Source organism: Parvibaculum sp. (genome assembly GCF_002684405.1).
Classification (GTDB): Bacteria; Pseudomonadota; Alphaproteobacteria; order Parvibaculales; family Parvibaculaceae; genus Parvibaculum.
On record NZ_NYVD01000145.1, the window covers coordinates 42,393 to 63,043 of the forward strand.

At 61.9% G+C, this 20,651-nt stretch carries 21 protein-coding genes and 1 pseudogene; 5 read left to right on the top strand and 17 right to left on the bottom strand.

What is annotated here, in order from left to right; all coding sequences use genetic code 11:
• Positions 1–94: 94 nt before the first annotated feature.
• Positions 95–334, top strand: a complete 240-nt coding sequence (gene rpsU, locus CMI59_RS13725; RefSeq protein ID WP_205305178.1) for a 30S ribosomal protein S21 — start codon at positions 95–97, stop codon at positions 332–334.
• A 59-nt stretch (positions 335–393) separates the two neighbouring features.
• On the opposite strand, the gene CMI59_RS13730 is transcribed toward rpsU, so the two are convergent.
• Entirely contained in the window at positions 394–1,464 is a 1,071-nt protein-coding gene (locus CMI59_RS13730) for an aromatic ring-hydroxylating dioxygenase subunit alpha (RefSeq protein ID WP_293328800.1), read from the bottom strand.
• An 80-nt stretch (positions 1,465–1,544) separates the two neighbouring features.
• On the opposite strand from CMI59_RS13730, the gene CMI59_RS13735 reads away from it, so the two are divergent.
• Positions 1,545–2,165 carry a TetR/AcrR family transcriptional regulator gene (locus tag CMI59_RS13735; RefSeq protein WP_293328801.1) on the top strand — a complete coding sequence of 207 codons (621 nt, stop codon included), beginning with the start codon at positions 1,545–1,547 and terminating at the stop codon, positions 2,163–2,165.
• 94 nt (positions 2,166–2,259) lie between these two features.
• Positions 2,260–3,864 (top strand): Rieske 2Fe-2S domain-containing protein, encoded by a 1,605-nt coding sequence (locus CMI59_RS13740; RefSeq protein ID WP_293328802.1) that lies wholly within the window; start codon positions 2,260–2,262, stop codon positions 3,862–3,864.
• A 5-nt stretch (positions 3,865–3,869) separates the two neighbouring features.
• Here the strand turns inward: CMI59_RS13740 and CMI59_RS13745 are convergent, their stop codons facing one another.
• From CMI59_RS13745 to CMI59_RS13790, 10 genes and pseudogenes are all read right to left on the bottom strand, one after another.
• Complete coding sequence (locus tag CMI59_RS13745) at positions 3,870–4,352, bottom strand: GNAT family N-acetyltransferase (RefSeq protein WP_293328803.1); 483 nt, start codon at positions 4,350–4,352, stop codon at positions 3,870–3,872.
• Positions 4,353–4,357: 5 nt separating this feature from the next.
• Positions 4,358–4,708 carry a DUF6614 family protein gene (locus tag CMI59_RS13750; RefSeq protein ID WP_167090543.1) on the bottom strand — a complete coding sequence of 117 codons (351 nt, stop codon included), beginning with the start codon at positions 4,706–4,708 and terminating at the stop codon, positions 4,358–4,360.
• A gap of 22 nt (positions 4,709–4,730) precedes the next feature.
• Positions 4,731–5,108 carry a DUF4345 family protein gene (locus CMI59_RS13755; protein ID WP_293328804.1) on the bottom strand — a complete coding sequence of 126 codons (378 nt, stop codon included), beginning with the start codon at positions 5,106–5,108 and terminating at the stop codon, positions 4,731–4,733.
• A 101-nt stretch (positions 5,109–5,209) separates the two neighbouring features.
• Positions 5,210–6,622: an NAD(P)(+) transhydrogenase (Re/Si-specific) subunit beta gene (locus tag CMI59_RS13760; protein ID WP_293328805.1), complete on the bottom strand. Its 1,413-nt coding sequence runs from the start codon at positions 6,620–6,622 to the stop codon at positions 5,210–5,212.
• Between the two features lie 15 nt (positions 6,623–6,637).
• Positions 6,638–6,940, bottom strand: a pseudogene (locus CMI59_RS13765) (NAD(P) transhydrogenase subunit alpha); the annotation flags it as partial.
• Between the two features lie 14 nt (positions 6,941–6,954).
• Complete coding sequence (locus tag CMI59_RS13770) at positions 6,955–8,088, bottom strand: Re/Si-specific NAD(P)(+) transhydrogenase subunit alpha (RefSeq protein WP_293328806.1); 1,134 nt, start codon at positions 8,086–8,088, stop codon at positions 6,955–6,957.
• 167 nt (positions 8,089–8,255) lie between these two features.
• Positions 8,256–8,402 (bottom strand): aa3-type cytochrome c oxidase subunit IV, encoded by a 147-nt coding sequence (locus CMI59_RS13775; protein ID WP_293328807.1) that lies wholly within the window; start codon positions 8,400–8,402, stop codon positions 8,256–8,258.
• Between the two features lie 154 nt (positions 8,403–8,556).
• A complete protein-coding gene (locus tag CMI59_RS13780) occupies positions 8,557–10,002 on the bottom strand; it encodes an AarF/ABC1/UbiB kinase family protein (protein ID WP_293328808.1) in 1,446 nt (481 codons plus the stop codon).
• Positions 10,002–11,837: a M3 family oligoendopeptidase gene (locus tag CMI59_RS13785; protein ID WP_293328809.1), complete on the bottom strand. Its 1,836-nt coding sequence runs from the start codon at positions 11,835–11,837 to the stop codon at positions 10,002–10,004. The genes CMI59_RS13780 and CMI59_RS13785 overlap by 1 nt, the downstream gene beginning before the upstream one ends.
• Before the next feature lie 219 nt (positions 11,838–12,056).
• Entirely contained in the window at positions 12,057–12,899 is an 843-nt protein-coding gene (locus CMI59_RS13790) for an OmpA family protein (RefSeq protein WP_293328810.1), read from the bottom strand.
• A gap of 374 nt (positions 12,900–13,273) precedes the next feature.
• On the opposite strand from CMI59_RS13790, the gene CMI59_RS13795 reads away from it, so the two are divergent.
• Entirely contained in the window at positions 13,274–14,809 is a 1,536-nt protein-coding gene (locus CMI59_RS13795) for a sigma-54 dependent transcriptional regulator (RefSeq protein ID WP_293328811.1), read from the top strand.
• Positions 14,810–14,925: 116 nt separating this feature from the next.
• On the opposite strand, the gene CMI59_RS13800 is transcribed toward CMI59_RS13795, so the two are convergent.
• The 3 genes from CMI59_RS13800 to CMI59_RS13810 form a co-directional block, all read right to left on the bottom strand.
• Positions 14,926–15,396 carry a hypothetical protein gene (locus CMI59_RS13800; RefSeq protein WP_293328812.1) on the bottom strand — a complete coding sequence of 157 codons (471 nt, stop codon included), beginning with the start codon at positions 15,394–15,396 and terminating at the stop codon, positions 14,926–14,928.
• A gap of 141 nt (positions 15,397–15,537) precedes the next feature.
• Entirely contained in the window at positions 15,538–17,295 is a 1,758-nt protein-coding gene (locus CMI59_RS13805) for an alpha/beta fold hydrolase (protein WP_293328813.1), read from the bottom strand.
• Positions 17,296–17,601: 306 nt separating this feature from the next.
• Positions 17,602–18,531, bottom strand: a complete 930-nt coding sequence (locus CMI59_RS13810; protein ID WP_293328814.1) for a hypothetical protein — start codon at positions 18,529–18,531, stop codon at positions 17,602–17,604.
• Between the two features lie 88 nt (positions 18,532–18,619).
• On the opposite strand from CMI59_RS13810, the gene CMI59_RS13815 reads away from it, so the two are divergent.
• Entirely contained in the window at positions 18,620–19,378 is a 759-nt protein-coding gene (locus tag CMI59_RS13815) for a hypothetical protein (RefSeq protein ID WP_293328815.1), read from the top strand.
• A gap of 78 nt (positions 19,379–19,456) precedes the next feature.
• On the opposite strand, the gene CMI59_RS13820 is transcribed toward CMI59_RS13815, so the two are convergent.
• The 3 genes from CMI59_RS13820 to CMI59_RS13830 all read right to left on the bottom strand — a co-directional run.
• Entirely contained in the window at positions 19,457–19,744 is a 288-nt protein-coding gene (locus CMI59_RS13820) for a DUF2312 domain-containing protein (protein WP_293328816.1), read from the bottom strand.
• A 144-nt stretch (positions 19,745–19,888) separates the two neighbouring features.
• Positions 19,889–20,188: a DUF1244 domain-containing protein gene (locus CMI59_RS13825; RefSeq protein ID WP_293328817.1), complete on the bottom strand. Its 300-nt coding sequence runs from the start codon at positions 20,186–20,188 to the stop codon at positions 19,889–19,891.
• A 23-nt stretch (positions 20,189–20,211) separates the two neighbouring features.
• Positions 20,212–20,651, bottom strand: a 440-nt coding sequence (locus CMI59_RS13830; protein ID WP_293328818.1) for a hypothetical protein, incomplete at its 5' end; no start/stop codon positions are given.

Below are 20,651 nucleotides of genomic sequence, written 5' to 3' on the forward strand. Positions count from 1 at the left end.
CGATGCTTTTGAGGGCCAGTGTGGACAAACCCCGATTCTTTTGATACTTAAGCCCCCTGTCGCGGGCCCTGAAAACGGGTCCGCGACTAACTTATTGAACCATAAGCAGGATTTTCTCGTGCAGGTACTCGTCCGCGACAACAATGTCGATCAGGCCATGAAGGCCCTGAAGAAGAAGCTTCAGCGCGAGGGTGTTTTCCGCGAAATGAAGCTGCGGAACTTCTACGAGAAGCCCTCCGAGAAGCGCGCTCGCGAAAAGGCGGAAGCCATTCGCCGTGCCCGTAAGCTCGCTCGTAAGCGCGCCCAGCGTGAAGCCGGCATCGGCCGCAAATAAGAAATTCGATCCGTCAGGATCAAGCGAAAACGCCCCCGGATTTCCGGGGGCGTTTTTGTTTATCCGTTACCCGTCACGCGCTTCAGGTAGCGATGAAAATGCCAGAGGCCCCGCTCCAGATGGCTGAGCGGGCCGGCCGCCGCCGCCGGGCTTGAAAGCCCCGCCTGCACCCCGTCGCAAACGGCAATGTCCTCGATATGGATATGGCGCAGCACCTCCGCGGTACCCGCAACAAGTTCGGCATCGGAGGCTTCCGGCTCCTTCATCAGAATATTGATCGTGAGGTCGAAACTGGCCTCGTCGCGGATATCGAGCCGATACCAGACGGCAGACGTCGTTTCGCCGCGCAGCACGACCAGAAGGAAGGCGGGAAAGCCGACATAGACAGAGAACGGGTCCGCGCCCTCGACCGGCGGATTTTCCAGCGCCGTAAAATTCGTGCCCTCCGGCAGCTCCGGCACATAGGTGCCGAACGCGGGATTGCTCTGCTGCAGGCTTTCCGCATGCGGGCCTATATGGTGGTAGGACTCGATGAAGTTCTCCACCAGCACTTTCCAGTTCCAGGGCGAGGGAAAGGTCAGGGAGCTGACGATGCGCATATCGGCAAGCCCGTCCTCCGCGACCAGCGGCATAAGCCCTTCCAGAGCGGCGGCAAGCGGCGCGGCCTCCATATCGAGATTGACGAAGACGAAGCCCTCCCAGACATCGACCGGAAAGGACGGCAGGCCGCATTTGCCTTGATCGAACGCCTCCGACCGCTCCATGGCGGGGGCGGAGAGAAGCCGTCCATCGAGCCCATAGCGCCAGAGATGATAGGGACAGGTGAAGGCTTTCACATTGCCCTCGCCCTCCGCCACGGGCATGGAGCGATGACGGCAGACCCGCGACAGCGCATGGAGAGCGCCCTCCTCATCGCGCGACAGGATGAGCGGCACGCCCGCCAGATCGAGCGTCAGAAAATCGCCCGCTTCGGCGAGTTGCTCGACCCGCGCCACCGGCATCCACTGGCGCCGGAAGATCCTGTCCGTTTCCGCTTCGAAGACCGCCTTGTCCCGAAAAGCCGCAGGCGGCAACGACATCGCCGTTTCCATCCTGTCCGACACACCTGAATAGACATTCGTTCCCGACATCACGCCAATCCCTCAAAATAAGTCATATGACCTAAATTAAGTCAATCGACCTAATTGTCAACACGGGCTATGCTGGCGGCATGACCGACCCAGCCTCTCCCGCCCCCCTGCCTGCCCGGAATCGCGGCCGCGAGCGCATGGAAAGCGTGCTGCTCGAGGCGGAGCGGATGATGATCGAGGAAGGCTATTCCGGCCTGACCATGCGCAGGCTGGCCGAGCGTTGCGGCATCGCGCTCGGCAATCTCCAGTATTATTTCCCGTCGAAATCGGCACTGGTGGCGGCACTTGCGGACCATATCTGCGCACGCCACCGCCAGGCGAGCGAGACATGGCCGGCACAGGACGCAGCCCCGGAAGCCGCCTTCGAGGCCCTTATCCGCTATGTGCTGGACGACATCCGGAAGCCCGAAGGCTCCATTCTCTATTGGGAGTTCTGGGCGCTGGCCGCGCATGACGACCATGCGAAAACGGCCATGGCCGAGCTCTACCAAACCGAACTCGACCTGCTCTCGGAAGCCATCGCCCGGCTGACCCCCGCCCTGCCGGAGACCCAAATCCGCCACCGCGCCGAAATCATAGTCGGCATGCTGGAAGGCAGCGGCCTGATGATCGGCCCCGGCCGCCCGCATGCCGAAACCCCCGGGCCGCTGATGGAAGAAATCATCGCCGCCGCGCTGGCAGTCGCAACGCGGCCTGCGTAAAAGCCACGCCGGTTGCAAAAAAGCTCCCGTATTTACGTTTGCCTCCCGCCTTTTCACGTCCCAGAGTTCTTCAAGAAATAGCCGGGAGGAGGCTATGAGCGATACTGAACCAGACATGGTCCTGGCCGCGCGTCTGAAAGATCTCGCCAGGACGGGACGAAAAATCGTCAGGCTTGAAGGCCGCCAGATCGCACTCTTCCTCTCGGGCGACTGGATCTTCGCCTGCAATAATCGCTGCCCGCATGAAGGCTATCCGCTGGCGGAAGGCAGCCTGTCGGAAACCTCTTCCGGCTGCACGCTCACCTGCAACTGGCACAACTGGAAATTCGACCTCGCCTCGGGCAAGACGCTGCTTGGCGGTGACGATCTTCGCGTCTATCCCACAGAACTACGCGGCGAGGAAATCTGGATCGACATCTCGGACCCACCTGCCGAGCATGGCAGGGCGCAGGCCCTGCATCGTCTCATGGCGGCATCGCATCGCTTCGAGTACGACCGCATGGCGCGCGAGCTGGCCCGCTTCATCAAGCTGGGCGGCGATCCGCTGGACGCCATCCGCCACGCCCTGGAAGTAGCGTCGCCGCGTTTCGAATTCGGCATGACACATGCCCATCCCGCGGCGGCGGAATGGCTTCGGCTGCGCGAAACGCACCCCGTTTCCGCAAGTGGGGAAACCGAGCTATTCGTGCCGTTGCTCGAAATCCTTGCTCATCTGAGTTGGGACACGCTGCGGGAGAACGAATTCCCCTATCCCGAAGGCACCGCCTCCTTCGATGCCGACCAGCTTGCCGCCGCCATAGAGGAAGAGAACGAGAAAAGAGCGATCAGCCTTGTCCGCACGGCGTTGAAGACAGGAGCGGACTTCAAGATTCTCCGACCCGCCCTCGCCCGCGCGGCGCTCGCCCACTATGCCGATTTCGGCCATTCGGCAATCTATGTGCAAAAAGCGGGAACGCTGATCGACCGCCTCGGCGAAAACGCCGCGCCCGCCATCCTCTATCCGCTCATTCGCTCTCTGGTTCTGGCGACGCGGGAAGACCTGATCCCCGAGTTCCGCTTCTATGGCGACGCTCTCATGCGATGGGACAGAAAAGGCGAGGAATGCCCGTCGCCGGAAGAGCTACGCTCGGCCTCCATCCGGCACGCGCTCGACATGACCGTCAAGGCATCCGCCTTGCCGCCACAGCGTCTTCACGCAGTCCTACTGGAAGCCGCCATGTGGCAGTTCCTGCATTTCGACGCAAGCCGGCAGGAGCAGACCAGGAATGCCGTGTCGGACAATGTAGGCTGGCTGGACTTCACCCATATGCTCACCTTCGCTCATGCGGTACGCGAACTTTGCGGCGCCCAGCCCGATCTATGGCCACAAGGCTTGCTGCAAATGGCCTGTTTCATCGGCAGGAACGCCGCTTATACCGATGGCGCGCAAGACGTTTCAGGCTGGAGCGTTGAAGACCCTGCAGCATTCTTCGAGAGCGAATTGATTGGCATGCTGGATCACGGTCAGACCGAACCGATCGTCTCTGCGCATCTGTTGAAGACGCTCATGGCCGCGCGCGACGAATGGCTTGAAGACCCGGATGGCGCCCATGTACCGCTTATGCTGGCGGCTGTGAACCGCTTCCTGCACTCGCCGTTGAAGCGCCGCCATGCGCTGCGTTCCGCCCATCAAGCGCTCGATTTCGTCGCCGACGAGTAGAACTTCTAAAGCAGCTTCCGCATGACGCGCTCATAGTCGCCATAGCCGAGTTCTTCATAGAGGCGGATCGCATTCGCATTGCCGCCCAGCACGCCCAGACGAACCTCGCCAAGCCTGCGCTCGCCTGCACGGTCCTCGATTTCCTGAATGAGCTGCCGCCCGATCCCCTGCCCGCGCGCATCCGCCGTCACACTCACATCGAGGATCATGGCGTATCGCCGGAATGGCGGGCGAATATAGGCGCCATTCGCTTCCTCGACGATGTAGCAACCAACCCCCGCGATCCAGCCCTGCCGCTCGGCAACCAGCCATTCGCCGTCATGGCGCTCGACATGGTCCTGCAGCCAGCCGAAATGCGCCGCTGCCGCGCTCGCATCGGCCCGGTTAGGCTCGATCTGCGATTCCGCATCGTTCAACTCGCCGATAAGGCCGGTCACCGCTTCTCCGTCCGCCGGAAAAACGGCATTGCGGATAAGGATATCGCTCACGAGCCTCAGAACCTTTCTTCCCCGTATTCCCGCACGGGATCGGGGAAATCGCGATAGAGGGCGAAGCTGACATTCTCCACCAGCGAGTTCAGCCCGTAATGCTCGCCCTCCACAGGCTCGGCGCGGCTTGCCACCCAGTTGAAGGCGGTATCGAGCTGGGTCAGGTCCTGCACCTCGATCATGATATGGAACTCGCCAAGATGCGCGGGCGCGAGGCCGAGCTTCTTGCGCGTCAGGCGCCAGCCTGCGATCACGCCTTCGCGCTCCAGAAGCTCCATATAACTCGAAAAAGCATCGACGAATTCATGGTCCCGGACGTCCGGCTTCAGCCCGCACCAGATGTGATAGATGTCCATGCGCTCTCTCCTTCAGAGGACGTCAGCTCCTGCCCAGCGTCCGTGCACCGAATACCGACAAGACGACCAGCACCAGCTCCACCGTGACAGGCTGCGCGATTCCCTCCGGCGCGCCGTCGACGAGGATACCGAGGAAGCGTCCGGCAACCGCGAGGCCGTACAGGCACGCCACGCCCCACATCCAGCTTGCCCGACCGGCAAAGAGCGCCAGCGCGCTTGCGATGGCGCTCGCAAGGAAGAAGGCGCCGAGATCCGCCCGGAGCGCATTGAGCCCCAGCGGGGTCAAAGCGCCTATCCCCAGCGTCGTCCCGAGCTGCACGGGCGAGGCAAGCGCCATCAGCCCCATGGCCAGCGAAAAGAGCCCCACCAGCGCCACGGCGATTCGCGCGATCCAGACCATGTTTCATTCCCCCCTTGAGATTGGATAACCGCATAGAAAACGGGCGGTGCTCATGTGAACACCGCCCGCCCTGTTCGTCCAGCATTCCGTCAGGCGACGGATCAGTCGAGCTGCTTGATGATGCCTTCGACCATCTTCTTCGCATCGCCGAACAGCATCATCGTGTTGTCGCGGAAGAAGAGTTCGTTTTCGACGCCCGCATAGCCCGAGCCCATGCCGCGCTTGACGAAAAGCACCGTGCCCGCCTTTTCGACGTCGAGAACCGGCATGCCGTAGATCGGGCTCTGCGGATCGGATTTCGCCGAGGGGTTGGTCACGTCGTTGGCGCCGATGACGAAAGCCACATCGGTCTGACCGAACTGGCTGTTGATGTCTTCCAGCTCGAAGACTTCGTCGTAAGGCACATTAGCTTCCGCCAGCAGCACATTCATGTGGCCGGGCATACGGCCCGCCACGGGATGAATGGCGTAGGAAACCTTCACGCCTTCTTCCTTCAGCAGATCGGCCATTTCGCGCAGCACATGCTGGGCCTGCGCCACCGCCATGCCGTAACCCGGCACGATGATGACGGAACTGGCATTCTTCATGATGAAGGCCGCATCGTCCGCCGAGCCCTGCTTCACGGGCCGCGTTTCTGTCTGGCCTGCGCCGGCCGCTGCGCCCGCATCGGCACCGAAGCCGCCCAGGATAACGCTGATGAAGGAGCGGTTCATGCCCTTGCACATGATGTAGGACAGGATCGCACCCGAAGAGCCGACCAGCGCGCCCGTGATGATGAGCGCGAGATTGCCGAGCGTGAAACCGATACCGGCCGCCGCCCAACCCGAATAGGAGTTGAGCATGGACACCACCACCGGCATGTCCGCGCCGCCGATCGGGATGATGAGCAGGAAACCGATCAGGAAGGCCGCCAGCGTGATGAAGAGGAAAAGCTCGACCGACTGGTTGGCCGGATCCAGCACGATCCAGATCACGCCCGCGACGATGGCCGCCGCGATCACGATATTGATGAGGTGACGCGCGGGCAGCATGATCGGCGCACCCGACATATTGCCGTTGAGCTTGGCAAAGGCGATGAGCGAGCCGGAGAAGGTGATCGCACCGATGGCCGCGCCGATCGACATTTCGATCAGGTTGGACGCATGGATCGCCCCCAGTGTGCCGATGCCATAGGCTTCGGGCGCAAGGAAGGCCGACCAGGCGATGAACACCGCCGCGAGACCGACCAGCGAATGGAACGCCGCCACGAGCTGCGGCATCGCCGTCATGGCGATCCGCCGCGCGATGATGGCGCCGATACCGCCACCAATGGCCAGACCGACGACGATCAGCAGCCAGGTGAGCGTGTTCTGCGCCTGAAGCAGGAACAGCGTGGTGCCGATGGCGATCGCCATGCCCACCATGCCGTAAATGTTGCCCTGCCGGGAGGTTACCGGCGAGGAGAGCCCGCGCAGCGCGAGGATGAAGAGCACGCCCGATGCGAGATAGAGCAGTGCCGCGATATTGGCTGACATGTCTTTGGGCCCCTCTTACCGCTGTTTCTTTTTGTACATGGCAAGCATCCGCGCGGTGACGAGGAAGCCACCGAAGATGTTTACCGCGGCAAGGATGACGGCAATGAAGCCGAAGCCCTTGGAGACGAGACCGGAATCGCCGGCCTGCGTCGCATCGAGACCGACGGCGATCAACGCACCGACGATCACCACCGAAGAGACGGCATTGGTCACGGACATGAGCGGCGTATGCAATGCCGGGGTCACGCTCCAGACCACGTAATAACCGACGAAAATCGCGAGCACGAAGATCGCCAGACGGAAAACAAAAGGATCGATAACGGCCGCTTCCATCAGTTGCCTCCTTCGGTGAATGAGGGATGGATCACTCGGCCCTCGCGCGTCAGCGCCGTGCCGGTGACGGTCTCATCTTCCCAATCGATGGTGAGCGTGCCGCTCTCCTTGTCGATATGAGGGGTGATGAAGTTGAAAAGGTTCTTGGCGTAAAGCGCCGACGCATCGGTCGCGAGCTGACCGGCGAGGTTCAGTTCGCCGATGATGGTCACGCCATGCTTCTCGACGATCTGGCCGGCTTCGGTCAGTTCGCAGTTGCCGCCGCGTTCGGCGGCGAGATCGACGATGATGGAGCCGGGCTTCATCGTCTTCACCATCTCTTCGGTGAGGAGACGCGGCGCCGGACGTCCCGGAATGAGCGCCGTGGTGATGACCACGTCCTGCTTCTTGATGTGCGAAGCGACGAGTTCGGCCTGACGGCGCTGATAGTCCTCGCTCATTTCCTTGGCATAGCCGCCGGCGGCATCGCCGGACTCTTCCGATTCGACCATGACGAAAGTCGCGCCCAGGCTTTCCACCTGCTCCTTGGTCGCCGAGCGCACATCGGTCGCGCTCACGACGGCGCCGAGACGCCGCGCGGTCGCAATCGCCTGCAGGCCCGCAACGCCGACACCCATCACGAAGCAGCGCGCCGCGGCAATCGTGCCGGCCGCCGTCATCATCATCGGGAAGGCGCGGCTGTAATGCGCCGCCGCGTTGACGACCGACTTGTAGCCCGCAAGGTTCGACTGCGAGGACAGGATGTCCATGGACTGGGCGCGCGTGATGCGCGGCATCAGCTCCATCGCAAAGGTCGTGATGCCTTTTTCGGCGTAGACCTTCAGCCGGTCCTTGTTGTCATAGGGATTGAGCGTGGCCGCCAGCACGGCGCCCTGCTTCATCATCCCCAGCTCTTCGTCGGAGGGCCCGCGAACCTTGAAGACGAGGTCCGCATCCTTGAGCGTCTCTTCGAGGCTGGAGCCGATCTTCGCACCGGCTTCCTCGAACAGCGCATCCGGCAGCGACGCCGCAACGCCGGCTCCCGTTTCGAGCACCACATCGACACCGAGGCCGACAAGCTTCTTCACAGTCTCCGGCGACGCTGCGACGCGGGTCTCGCCATCGGACCGTTCTTTCGGAATTGCTAGCTTCATGAATTTCCGCCTCTTGGGGTCATTCCGCCATCTGGGAACGCGGACCGAAACTCGAGGTCCGCAAAGCGGGACCGGCTCCCCGGGCGGGCAGCCAGTCGCAAATTAGAATTATTCGTAAATATACAGGTGAGCGAGAACGTCAAGTCCCCGCCCACAAACTTCGGCGATCAGAGCGTAACGATCGCCAGAAAGATTACGAAAAGAGCCACGGCAGCCGTGCCGTACTTCGAGAACGTAATGAAGCCTTCATAAGTGGCGAGATGCTCCTGCGCATCCATTTCCTCGCCCCAGCCCTCTTGAGCCAATTTTTCCATCTGCGTAACGCCCCTCTATTTTTCTGCTCGTACCGGTATTCAGAGCGTGCGGACTATAGCAAAGGTGTTCCGCTCGGCAAGCAAATCGACCGGCCGCTCTTGCCCAAACCCCTTCAACCTATTGTGCAATTCCGTTCACGCAGCCTCACGGCGGTCAGGCTGGAACACCCGCCGCGTCGAGCGCCTCGCGCTGGCGCGTCGCAAGCGCCGCCACGTCGAAGCCCTCGATCGCCTCCATGAACATTTCGTGGAAATTCAGCTCCGCATCGAGATGCAGGAACACCGCCCCGAGCCCGATTGCCGCCCGGTCCATGAAGACAAATTCGCGCGGCGGCGTCACGGGCCCGAGTTCCTTCAGCGCCTGATGCACGCGATAGGCTTCCTTGCGGCCATATTCGGCCGGGCTCACCCCGTCGGCAATCGAGCGGACCCGGTCGTCCAGCAGCGGCCCGTAGATGAATTTCGCCCAGATATTGAGCGTGTCGATCATCTCATTGTTGAGCCCGGTAAAGCCCCAGCGCTCATAGGCCGCCGCGGCCCGGTCGCGATCATCCGCCGCGATGGCATGGTAGAGCTCGATCACGCCCGCGACGAAGGCCGGCGGGAAGATGCGGATGCATCCATAGTCGAGCAGGTTGATCGCCCAACCGCTCTCGCTGGCGCCGCTCTTGTTGGTGTTGCTCTTGTTGGTGCTGCTCTGGGTCGGCACGTCGTCCTGCGTCCGCACCGTGTAATTGCCCAGATGCGGATCGCCATGGATGACGCCATAGCGCGCGAAGGGATGCCACCAGGCCGCGAACATGGAGCGCGCAATCTCGTTGCGGTCTTCCAGCGGATGATCGCGGAAGGACAGGATCGGCTCGCCATCGAGCCGCGTCATGGTCAGCAGCCGCTTCGTGCTCAGTTCCGGCACGGGTGCCGGCACGATGATGCGCGGATCGGCCTCGAAAATGAGATCGTAAAGCCGCATATGCGCCGCCTCGCGCTCATAATCGAGTTCCTCGCGCAGCCTTTCGGAGAGTTCCTGATAGATTTCCCGTGTGTCGATCGCACTGTCCACGCGGCGAAAGATCTGCAACAGCACACGCAACTGGCTGAGATCGGCCTCCACCGCGGACTGCATGTCCGGATATTGCAGTTTGGAAACGACTTCGCGTCCGTCCGGCGCCACCGCACGATGCACCTGGCCCAGCGACGCCGCAAACGCCGCATCGCGCTCGAAAGACTTGAAATGCGATTGCCAGTCGGCGCCGAGTTCGGCACGCATGCGGCGCTTCACGAAGGGCCAGCCCATGGGCGGTGCGGAGGACTGGAGTTGCGACAGTTCCTCGGCAAATTCTTTCGGCACGGCTTCGGGAATGGAGGACAGAAGCTGGGCGATCTTCATGATCGGCCCCTTCATGCCGCCCAGCGCCTCGCGCAGCTCGCGCGCCGTACTCTCGTTGAGCCTGTCACCGAAAAGCCGGTTGCCGACGAGCCGCGCGGCAACGCCGCTCATGCCGCCGCCGACCTGCGCATAACGCTGCAGCCGCCGCCCGAGGCGATTGCCTTCCGCATCCCGTGCCGGGCGGTCTCCGTCGCCGGAAGGCCGATCCGCCATCAAAGCGTCTCCAGCTCGTCGATGAAGCGTTCGATCACCGAAAGCCCCTGCTGCCAGAAGGCAGGGTCGCTCGCATCGAGACCGAAAGGCGCCAGAAGTTCCTTGTGGCGCAGCGTTCCGCCCGCCGCCAGCATCTGCATATAGCGCTCCGCAAAGCCCTCCGGCGCGCCCTCATAAACCGCATAAAGCGAATTCACCAGGCAATCGCCGAACGCATAGGCGTAGACGTAAAAAGGCGAATGGATGAAGTGCGAGATATAGCACCAGTAATGCTCATAGCCCTCGCCGAGATGGACCGCCGGACCGAGACTTTCACCCTGCACATCCATCCAGATGCGGCCGATGTCTTCGGAGGTCAGTTCGCCCTCGCGCCGCGCTTCATGGATGCGCCGCTCGAAACTGTAGAAAGCGATCTGACGGACCACGGTGTTGAGCATGTCCTCGACCTTGCCCGCCAGCATCGCCTTGCGCCGCGCCGGATCGCTCGCCCCCGCCAGCAGCTTGCGGAAGGTCAGCATCTCGCCGAAGACGCTGGCGGTTTCGGCAAGCGTCAGCGGCGTATCGGCCATCAGCGCGCCCTGCTTTGCCGCCAGCACCTGATGCACGCCGTGACCGAGTTCATGGGCAAGCGTCATCACATCGCGCGTCTTGCCCTGATAGTTGAGCAACACATAAGGATGCGCACTCGGCACGGTGGGATGCGCGAAGGCGCCGGACGCCTTGCCGGGCCTGAGCGGCGCATCGATCCAGCCCTTTTCGAAAAACGGCGTGGCGATTCGCGCCATCTCCGGCGTGAACCCGCCATAGGCCTCCAGCACGGTGTCGCGCGCCCGGTCCCATGAGATGACCTCGTCATCCGTTTCCGGCAGCGGCGCATTGCGGTCCCAATATTCCAGACGGTCGACGCCGAGCCATTTTGCCTTCATCGCATAATAGCGATGCGACAGGCGCGGATAGGCGGCCGCCACGGCGCCCACCAGCGCCTCGACCACTTCCGGCTCCACGCGGTTGGCGATGTGGCGGGACTGGGCAATATCGGTGAAACCGCGTTTGCGGTCCTCAATTTCCTTGTCCTTGGCCAGCGTATTGGTAACGAGCGTAAAAAGGCCCGCATTCTCTGCGAACACGGCGGAAAGCGTATGAGCGGCCTTTTCGCGCGTGGCGGGGTCCTTGTCGGAAAGCCGGTGCAACGCGCCTTCCAGCTGAAGCTTCTCGCCATCGATTTCGAAAGTGAGTCGCGCCATCGTCTCGTCGAAAAGGCGGCTCCATGCGGCATGCCCCGAGACGCTTTTCTCGTGCAGCAGGGTCTCGACCTCGTCGGAAAGCTGATAGGGCCGCATTGCCCTGAGATCGCGCAGCCAGGGTTCGTAATGCGCCAGCGCCGGGCTCTCCAGCGCGCGCTCCATCACGTCATCCTCGATCCGGTTGAGTTCCAGCGTGAAGAAAAGAAGCTCCGTGGAAATCGCGGTCACGCGCTCCTGCGTATCGCCGTAGAACTTCGCCCGCGCAGGATCGACGCTGTTGCCCGCATAGAGAAGCCCCGCATAGGAGATGAGCCGCCCGAGCAGATCCTCGATCGTCTCATAGGTCTCGATCATCGACGCCAGCACGTCCCCGCCGCGCGGAGAAGACGCGATCTCCTCCACCCGCCCGCGGAAATTGGCGGCGAAGGTTTGGGCCGCCTCCTCCGCCCGCCTGAAATCGCGCGACACCTCCGGCGCGTCCGGCCCGGCATAAAGATCGGCAAGGTCCCAGACCGGCAATTTGCCGAGCGACAGGTCGTCATTGGCCGCATTGGGCAGACCGGCGGCTTCCTGGGGGGAAAGATTACTCATGGTGGGGCGGCTCCGGGTAACTGGACAAAAAAGCGCAAGCGGCGGAAGGGGCGACAAGGACACTCAATCCTATATTGAGCGCCCGGCACAAGCCTTCAACGAAAGCGCGGTAATTTAATGACGCCGCCCTGCAGGGTACCGGCGCAACGGAGCGGACCCGCATAAAAAAGGGCCCCGGCATCGCTGCCGGGGCCCGATCTTTTCGATGACGCTACCGTTTTACTGGCAGGTCGTCACAACCGCGCGGCGGTTGAGCGGCTCACGCACACCGTCGCCGGTCTGCACGGCGAGGTCCGTTTCGCCCTTCGAAGCCTTCTCGCACAGTTCCTTGCCCTGAGCGGAAAGAGCACCGGCAACCGAGTCGGCACGACGCTGGCCGAGAGCCTGGTTGTAGGCGTTGGAACCGGACGTATCGGTGTGACCAACCACAGCCAGCGGCGTGGAAGTCTCGGACACGATCTGGTCGATCACGGCCTGGGCTTCCGGCGTCAGGTTGTACTTGTCGAAACCGAAATAGATGGTCCAGGGGCCGGCAGCCTTCTTCTGGCAGTCGGTCAGAGCTTCCCAGAAAGCGGCCTTCTCGGCTTCCACGCGACCCGGCTGCACCGGACCACCTTCGCCACCGAGCCAGGAACCGTTTTCGCCGAGCTTGTTGTCGCTCGCCTGTTCCACCCAGCCATCATAATAACGCTGCGCCTTGGCGCAGGCGCAGGCACGTTCGCTCGTGCGTCCGCCATCGTCGAGAGCTGCGAGCAGCTTCTGACGAGCATCCTGAAGTTCCGGGAGATCGCCCGGCAGAACGCCCATGGTGGCCGGATCGTACGGCATCACATTCTGGCCGGCCGCAGCGGCACGACCCTTCTTCACGATCTGGGCAGTGTCCACCCAGTTGCAATCCACATAAGCCTCGGACGTGGCGCGATCCTGATATTCGCGCGCGAGGCACGCGTTGAACGTATCTCCCTGAATGTCCTCATGCAGGTAGGATTCGGCCGTCCACGTGCCGCAGCCTGCCAACACAAGGAGGGAGGCCAACGCCGTCAGCCGGGAAAAGATTTTCATCCCCATCTCCGTCACTATTTCGCACATGCCCCCGCATAGGCCGTCCTAGGACCGGCCCATTCTGGAAAGCGCTCGGTCAATTGGTTGCAGGAATCCCCAATCCCTTCAACAGCTATCGCAGTCGATATGACATTTCTGCGTCAGTCGTGCCGTGGCGGCCACAGTGCGGCACTAACGAATGCTCAAATTCCATAATATCCGCCCAAATTAGCGTCATATTAGGTCAGTAATACTGTCCTTTTACAGAATCGCCCCTTTTTGGCACTTCGTGTCCCGGGATTAAGCGGCCTTTTACCAATGCACCCCAGTATAGAGCCTGAGCCAAGGCCATCTCCCGAACCAAGTAGCGGGACTGCCCATAATCGAGGACGAGAATGACACAATCGATTCTGATCGTGGACGACGATCCCGCTCAGCGCCGCATCCTGGAAGAAGTGGTGAAGCGCGACGGCTATCGCGCGGTGCCCGTGGAGAGCGGCGAGGCTGCCCTCGACTATCTTCAGGGACCGTCGGGCTCGGAAATATCGCTCATGGTACTCGACCTGGTCATGCCGGGCGTGGGCGGCCTTGAAGTACTGGAGCGCGTCACCCCGCAAAAGCCCAACCTGCCGGTCATCGTGCTGACCGCCCATGGCGGCATCGAGACGGTGGTGAATGTCATGCGCGCGGGCGCGACGGATTTCGTGGTGAAGCCCGTCAGCCCCGAACGCCTGCATGTGTCGATCCGCAATGCGCTCAAGGTCAACGCGCTGACGGGTGAAATCTCCCGTTTGCAGAAGAAGCAGCAGGGCAAACTCACCTTCGAAGACCTCATCGCCTCCAGCAAGGCGATGGAAAACGTCATCCGCCTCGGCAAACGCGCAGCGCAGTCCAACATTCCGATCCTCATCGAAGGCGAATCCGGCGTCGGCAAGGAGCTGATCGCCTCGGCCATTCAGGGCGAGAGCGATCGGGCCGGCAAACCCTTCGTGACCGTGAACTGCGGCGCCATCCCGGAAAATCTCGTCGAGAGCATTCTCTTCGGCCATGAAAAAGGCGCCTTCACGGGCGCTGCCGACAAGCATGCCGGCAAATTCCAGGAAGCCAATGGCGGCACGCTGTTCCTCGATGAAATCGGCGAACTGCCGCTCGACATGCAGGTGAAGCTCCTGCGCGCGCTGCAACAGGGCGAAGTCGATCCGGTCGGCTCCAAGAAGCCGGTCAAGGTCGATATCCGCCTTATCTCGGCGACGAACCGCGACCTGCTCGAAATGGTCAAGGAAGGCCGCTTCCGCGAAGACCTCTATTACCGGCTGAACGTCTTCCCCATCCATGTGCCGCCGCTGCGCGAACGCAAGGAAGACATTCCCGAACTCGTCGCGCATTTCGTTCGACGCCTCGCCGCGGAGGAAAACAAGCAGGTGATCGGCATCTCCGATCAGGCGCTGGCCATGCTGCGCGCCTTCGACTGGCCGGGAAACGTGCGGCAGATCGAAAACACGGTCTTCCGTGCGATCGTGCTGGCCGACGGCGAAAGCCTGAACGTGGACGATTTCCCGCAGATCGCCAGCATGATCGGCGGCTATGCCGAAGCGTCCGCCTCTCCGGCCCCTGCCCCGCAACCGGACTATTACAACGAGGCACCGGCGGCGGCGCCTGTTGCCGCCGAGCAGCCGGCCTATCGCCCGCAGCCCGCGCCGCAGCAGCACACGCTGGCCGATTTTGCCCGCTCCAACTTCGCAGACGGCATTTCCGTCACCGACGATGCGGGCAATGTGCGCAAGCTTGAGGATATCGAGGCGGAAATGATCCGCCTCGCCATCGAGAAATATCGCGGCCACATGACCGAAGTCGCCCGCCGTCTGGGCATCGGCCGCTCCACGCTGTACCGCAAGGTCCGCGATCTCGGCCTCGAAGTCCGCGAACGCTGATATGGAAAGAGGGGAAGCGCAAGCGCTTCCCCTCCCATCCGCATGCCGCCAGGGGTGGGCGTTCGGGTGTCACGCCGGACGGCAGCCCGCGGATACCGTCGACGCCATCCCCAGCTTCAGCAGTTCTTTCCCTGATAGATCCCTGTCAGCACCTGGCGGCGAACGCCTGCGTCGCGGGCACGCTGCTCGGCCTGAGCCTTTTGCTGCCCGGTGAGCTGCCCGGCCGCGTTCGTGGCCTGCATGGCGCCCACACCCCCGAAATAGCCGACGAAAGACGTCGCCACATTCGACACGGTCGACGTCATCGCGGCGCTCGACGCATCCGAGCTCGCCGCCTGTTCGATAGCCTGCGTTTCTTCGATTTCAGCCCGGAGCTGCTCGCAGCTCTTCTTGCCGTCATCCACCTGCGAGGCCGCCATGGTGGAACCAGCCGGCGCACCGCCGCCGCCCATATAGGCCCCGCTGGCCGCATTGGCCGCGCCCATATAGGAGGCCGCCGTGTTCGCCCCGCCGATACCCGTTGTCTGGCACCCGGCCAGCGTCACCGCCAGCCCCGCTGCAAAACCTGCAATCGCGATCTTTTTCATGACCCATTGTCTCCATTGCCCGGACGGCACCCCATGTCCGTCCGCCGGCATGCGACAATTGGTAAGTGGCCGAGGCACACGGCTTAATAGTGCAAATGGACCATAAATCGCCGGAGCCGCCCGGCGGCCGGAGGGCGTTGCCTAACCGGCACCGTCTCCGACAAGCGCTTCCAGAACCTCCCGGTGGAGACGCGAGACCACGGCATGCCCCTCACCCGCTATGGTGCGGAATTCGGCAAGCTCGAGCTTCATCTCGTCGATCCGGCGCCGAAGTTCCGCCAGCGGCACGATCCGGTCTTCTTCCCCATGCCAGATGTGAAGCGGCGCGGAGAGCCCCGTCAGATCGATGTTCACGCCCTCCAGAAAAAGCGCCGATTCCCTCAGCAGCCCGCTATAGGTCAGCGCCACCGATTCCATCACGGCGTCGATCATGTCTTCCACCAGATCCGGCTCGTCCTCCAGATAGGCGATGTCTCGCGGCGACTGCTCGAAAAAGCTGAAAACCAGCGGCCGCATGAAACGCCGGGACATCTTGGCCCGCAGAATGAAAAGCGTTGAATCGAGCAACCAGGGATAGCGGCGCAGATTGCTGAAGAAATAGCCGAGCATGCCGCGCCGCCCCGGCTCGCCTTCCGGCGCCCCGAAACGCGGCGCCACCATCATGTATTTCACGATGCGCGATCCCATGCGCGCGGCAACCGCGAGCCCGAAAGGCGCGGAGGACGACCGCGTCAGCAGGGAAAATTTTTCAAGCCCGATCTTGTCCGCCCATTCCTCGACATCGCGCGCCGCGCTTTCGAATGTCATCTCGGGATCGGCGGTCGAATAACCGGTCCCCGGCCGCTCGATAACGATCAGCCTGACGCCGAGTTCCGCGGCCGATTGCGCCTCCCTGTGCCAGACCAGGCTGCTTCTGAGCGAGCTTTGCATCAGCACCACGGGCGTTCCGTTGAGACGGCCATAAACGCGATAGGCAATGCGCCGCCCGTCATTCAGCTCGACGAAACGGTGCGGCACATCGTGAATGGCCGTCCCGAAACCTGCGATTTTCGCCTCTTCCTCGGTTCCGAAACGGATATAGGCAGATAGCTGGCTCAACTGCGTCAGATGCCGGACGAGGTCGCTCTGCCGGTTGATGCCGAGTTTTTCGAAGATGCTTTTGAGCTGGTTGCGGGCGGTATTGACGGTGACGCCGAGATCCTCGGACGCCTCCTTCAGCGACAGCCCTTCCTGGAGATGCGAGGCCAGCCTTGCTTCAGCGCGGCTGAGGCCCAGCGCCCGGCGAAAGACATGGTTGCGCCGCGCGGGCGGGTCCGGTTCCGGCGCGATGATGGCTATCGCCCCGTCACGCTCTTCCATCGGCAGCGAAATCGCATCGCGCAGACCGCGCGGAAGGTTGGCTTCCGGCACCGCATAGCCGACAACCGACTCGTCTCCCGCCTCGTCATAAAGACGGAACAGCAGGGGCAATCCATCCGCCGTGGATTGGAGCTGCCCGATCACCTCGCCCAGCCTTGCCTCGTTCTCCGGCATCGAAAAGGAAAGCCGCGCGCCCGGCGACATACCCTGCGCCGCATAGGGCGCCAGAAAAACCTCCGCGCCACGCGAGCGGGCAAGCACCCGCCTGTTTCGCCCGAAAACGAGATAGGCATAGGACCGGGAGATATCCTCCTCCGCCTGTTCGCCATGGAGCCGACCTGCGATCTCCTGCGCGCGTTCCAGATGCGACCGGATATTTTCCACCGAAGCGGCCATATCCGGCTGCTCCTCGCCCAGCTCGATCTGCTTGAGGAAGCGCGTCATCTCCTCCCAGTGATAGGGGTCGGAGGCATAGGTGTAGACGGCATCGACCACCGCGGAGAAACTCATATCCGCGGCGGCAGCTTCCACTCCGTCCACTATATTCGGCTCCCCGGCCCCGCTTTCGCGATTGCCGGCCTCTTTATCGGCCACATCCACCCCCGAACGCCTGCCGGGCCGCGTTCAAGACGAAGGCACCGGCACCCCGTAGCTTGCCAAGTTTGGACGAAAGATAAAAGGGAAACGACGCCCCCGCCCGGACCGCCGCAACACATCGCGCCCGAGACCTTCGATCGGCCGAACTCATCCGTAGACGAATGAATAATCAAAGGATTGTCCGGCGCAGACCGGTTCAGATCGCACTGAGCCCGGATAGCTCTCGATACCATTCATATAATGGCAAGCCTAACGTATTGACGTGTTCGACTGCAGGCCGTCCGGGACCTTGAACGGATCGGCGTCGGGGTTCTGGCCTACCGTCATCTGGTTGGTGACAAGTTGCGTGCCGACACCATCTGAGGGTCTGGACGATAGCGGGATCTCGGCGCCGGGAAGCTGCACCTCGTCGACATGAGTCAGATCCGGGTCATAGCCGGAGATGTATCCGATGTCGTCGATAGACCCTTCGTCCTTGAAGCCCCATTTTGCACCGCCGGACCAGAAGCACGCGCTTCCCCCATCCACGCGTTTTGTCATCAGGCACGGTTGGCCGGCGATTGTCGTCTGGGATGTCGTTGTCTGCGCCTGGTCGGCTATGCCGCCATAGCCTTGCTTTCTGAGTTCGGCCATCACCGCGGCTTCTTCGTTTTGGGCTTTCGTCTCTTGTGCCTGGTTCCCCGCAGGGGCGGCGTTTCGGACAACCCGATACGCCGGATCTCTTACGACTGTGCCATCGTCCAGATTGATCGAATACGCCCCATGCGCATTGGCGATGGCCTCGCGTTCACTGCGGACCGCTGTGAAGTGGCACTGTTTTGTGCCCGATGGCCCCATCTTGAACCCCCAGCTGACCGAATGGATCGACATGTTGGAGCCCTCATACCAGATGTCGTAATAGGTATGCCCCAACCTGGCGATCGTATCGGAACTCAGCGGCGTGAAGTCGAGGGCCGCTCCTGCTTTACGGCACACCGCCGCAGCTTCTTCGTAATCTTGCCGGACTGCCGGTGCGCCATCTCTCATCCCCCAGGCCTCCTGCTGGATATGGATCGGCGGCGTTTCGGGCGCCACATTCGTGGCCGCATCCGCTTGAGCGGACATTCCAAATGATCCGGCCATAAGCGCCGTCACGGTGAGCACCTGAAACTTGTTGCCTGGGCGATGTTTTCTTTTCATGGCGAGCTCCTCATTTGCGTCGGCGGATAGTATTCCTATGCTTGTGGCATCATTGTGGACGCACGCCCGATCCCGGAAACTGCAATCGATGCGACAACGCCTTTCAGCAAGGAAGTGTGCGATGCGAACACCTGGATCCCGTTCTGTTGCTTTCGGGGCGTTCCTGTCGGTCCTGTGCGGCACTGCCGCTCCCGCCGTCTCCGCAAATATCCGTCCGGTGGCCTATCCGACCCTCCCTCCCATGGTAGACAGGGCGCAAGCTGTCGTACCCGATGGATGGCAGTCTTCCTCCCTTGTGTGGGGCGACTTGAACGGGGACGGGCACAAGGATTTCGTTCTCCTGCTGCGCGACAATGACCCCGCACTGAGACCGTCTCAATCCTTCGACACCAACCCCTATATGCTCGCGATCTATTTCTCCGACGGAGACGGTCAATATCGAAGAATCGCGAGCAACCACCGCCTGATACCGCGTCACGACTCCCCTGAGCTCGAAGACGTTATCGACAGTGTGACCGGCGGCGGCGTGTGGATCGAAAACGGCACATTGCTTGTATCCCTCGGGCTTTTTTCCGGCACGAGTTCCGGCATGGGGAGTCGCGGCTTCACCTTTCGGTGGCAGGACGGGCATTTCGTCTTGATCGGCTTCGACAGCTACGAGGTGAATCGCGCGGACGGTTCCATTTCCTCAGACAGCTACAATTTTCTGACAGGGCGCAGAAAACACGGCGTCTCGTCGATCGATTCCGACCAGACGAAATTCACCTGGAGCAGCTTCGCAAGGCATCGCGCGCCGACACTGAATGAAATGGGTGACGGCACAGAATTCGATCCGACCGCGCAGTAAAACGGAACGCAGAAAAATCAGGAGAGGTTCGGACAGGATGCGTCCGCCGGTGACGCCTGCCCGGGATATATGCGTGCTCTACACCATACCGAGCGCGTGCATGTAGAGTTCCAGAACCGCTTCCTGCTCCTGGCGCTCGGCCTTGTCCTGTTTACGCAGGCGCACGACCTGCCGCAGCGTCTTGGTGTCGAAGCCATTGCCCTTGGCTTCGGCATAGACTTCCTTGATATCGTTGACGATGGCGGCCTTTTCTTCTTCCAGCCGCTCGATGCGCTCCACGATCGAACGCAGCTGGTCCTGCGCCACGCCACCCGTATTCACGCCCGTATTCACATTGGTCTCCACAGGTGTGTTGCCGTCAGCCATGTGCGCCGTCCCGCCTTCTTGCGATTTCAAGGATCAAGGGGCGGGACGATATAGGACTGCGCTGCCATCCGGCAAGAAATGCATTTCAAAAAACTGTGGATATCGGATGCGCCGCGATGCGCACACTCCTTTATCCACGCCCGATCAGCCATGAGCCTTGGAGGCCGCCTCGAAAGCCGCCTGCTGTTCCGGCGTCGCTTCCTTCTGGTATTTCGCCTTCCAGTCGGCGAAAGGTTCACCATAAACAATCTCGCGGGCATCATCCTTGGAGAGATCGAGACCCTTTTCCGCCGCCGCGTCCTTGTACCAGTTGGCAAGACAGTTCCGGCAGAAGCCCGCCTGGATCATCAGATCGATATTCTGCACATCATGGCGGTCGCGCAAATGCTGGAGGAGCCTGCGAAAGGCCGCCGCTTCGAGTTCCGTTTGCGTCTGCTTGTCCATCTTTCGCCTCGCTTTCCCGTTGATCACTCGCTCCGGCAATGCCGCGCAATCGCCTCGAGCGTTCGCGCACGGCCTGCCTCGCCCTTGATATTGCCCGCCACGAAATCGTCGAAAGGCAACTCCGGCGCGGTCAGATCGTGGAGACGCTTCTGCATGTCGGGCTGGGCCAGCGCCTGAAACCCATGACCGGACTGGGGCACGGCGGCAAGCGCCACCGGCTTTCCGTCCATCCTCATCGCCCCATGACACGAGATATAGGCATCCACTTCAAGACCGGAAGAGGCATGGAGGTCTTCCAGATAGAGAAGCGATGAATCGATACGGTGCAGATCGTACTCGACGCCGAGGTCCTCCGTCGCATTCATGATCTCGAGCTGACGCCGCGTGAGTAACGTCACATGCACCTCCGCCGATGCGGTGTCCACCGGCTCGATCGTCGCCGGTATGGAGGCATAGCCGGAAA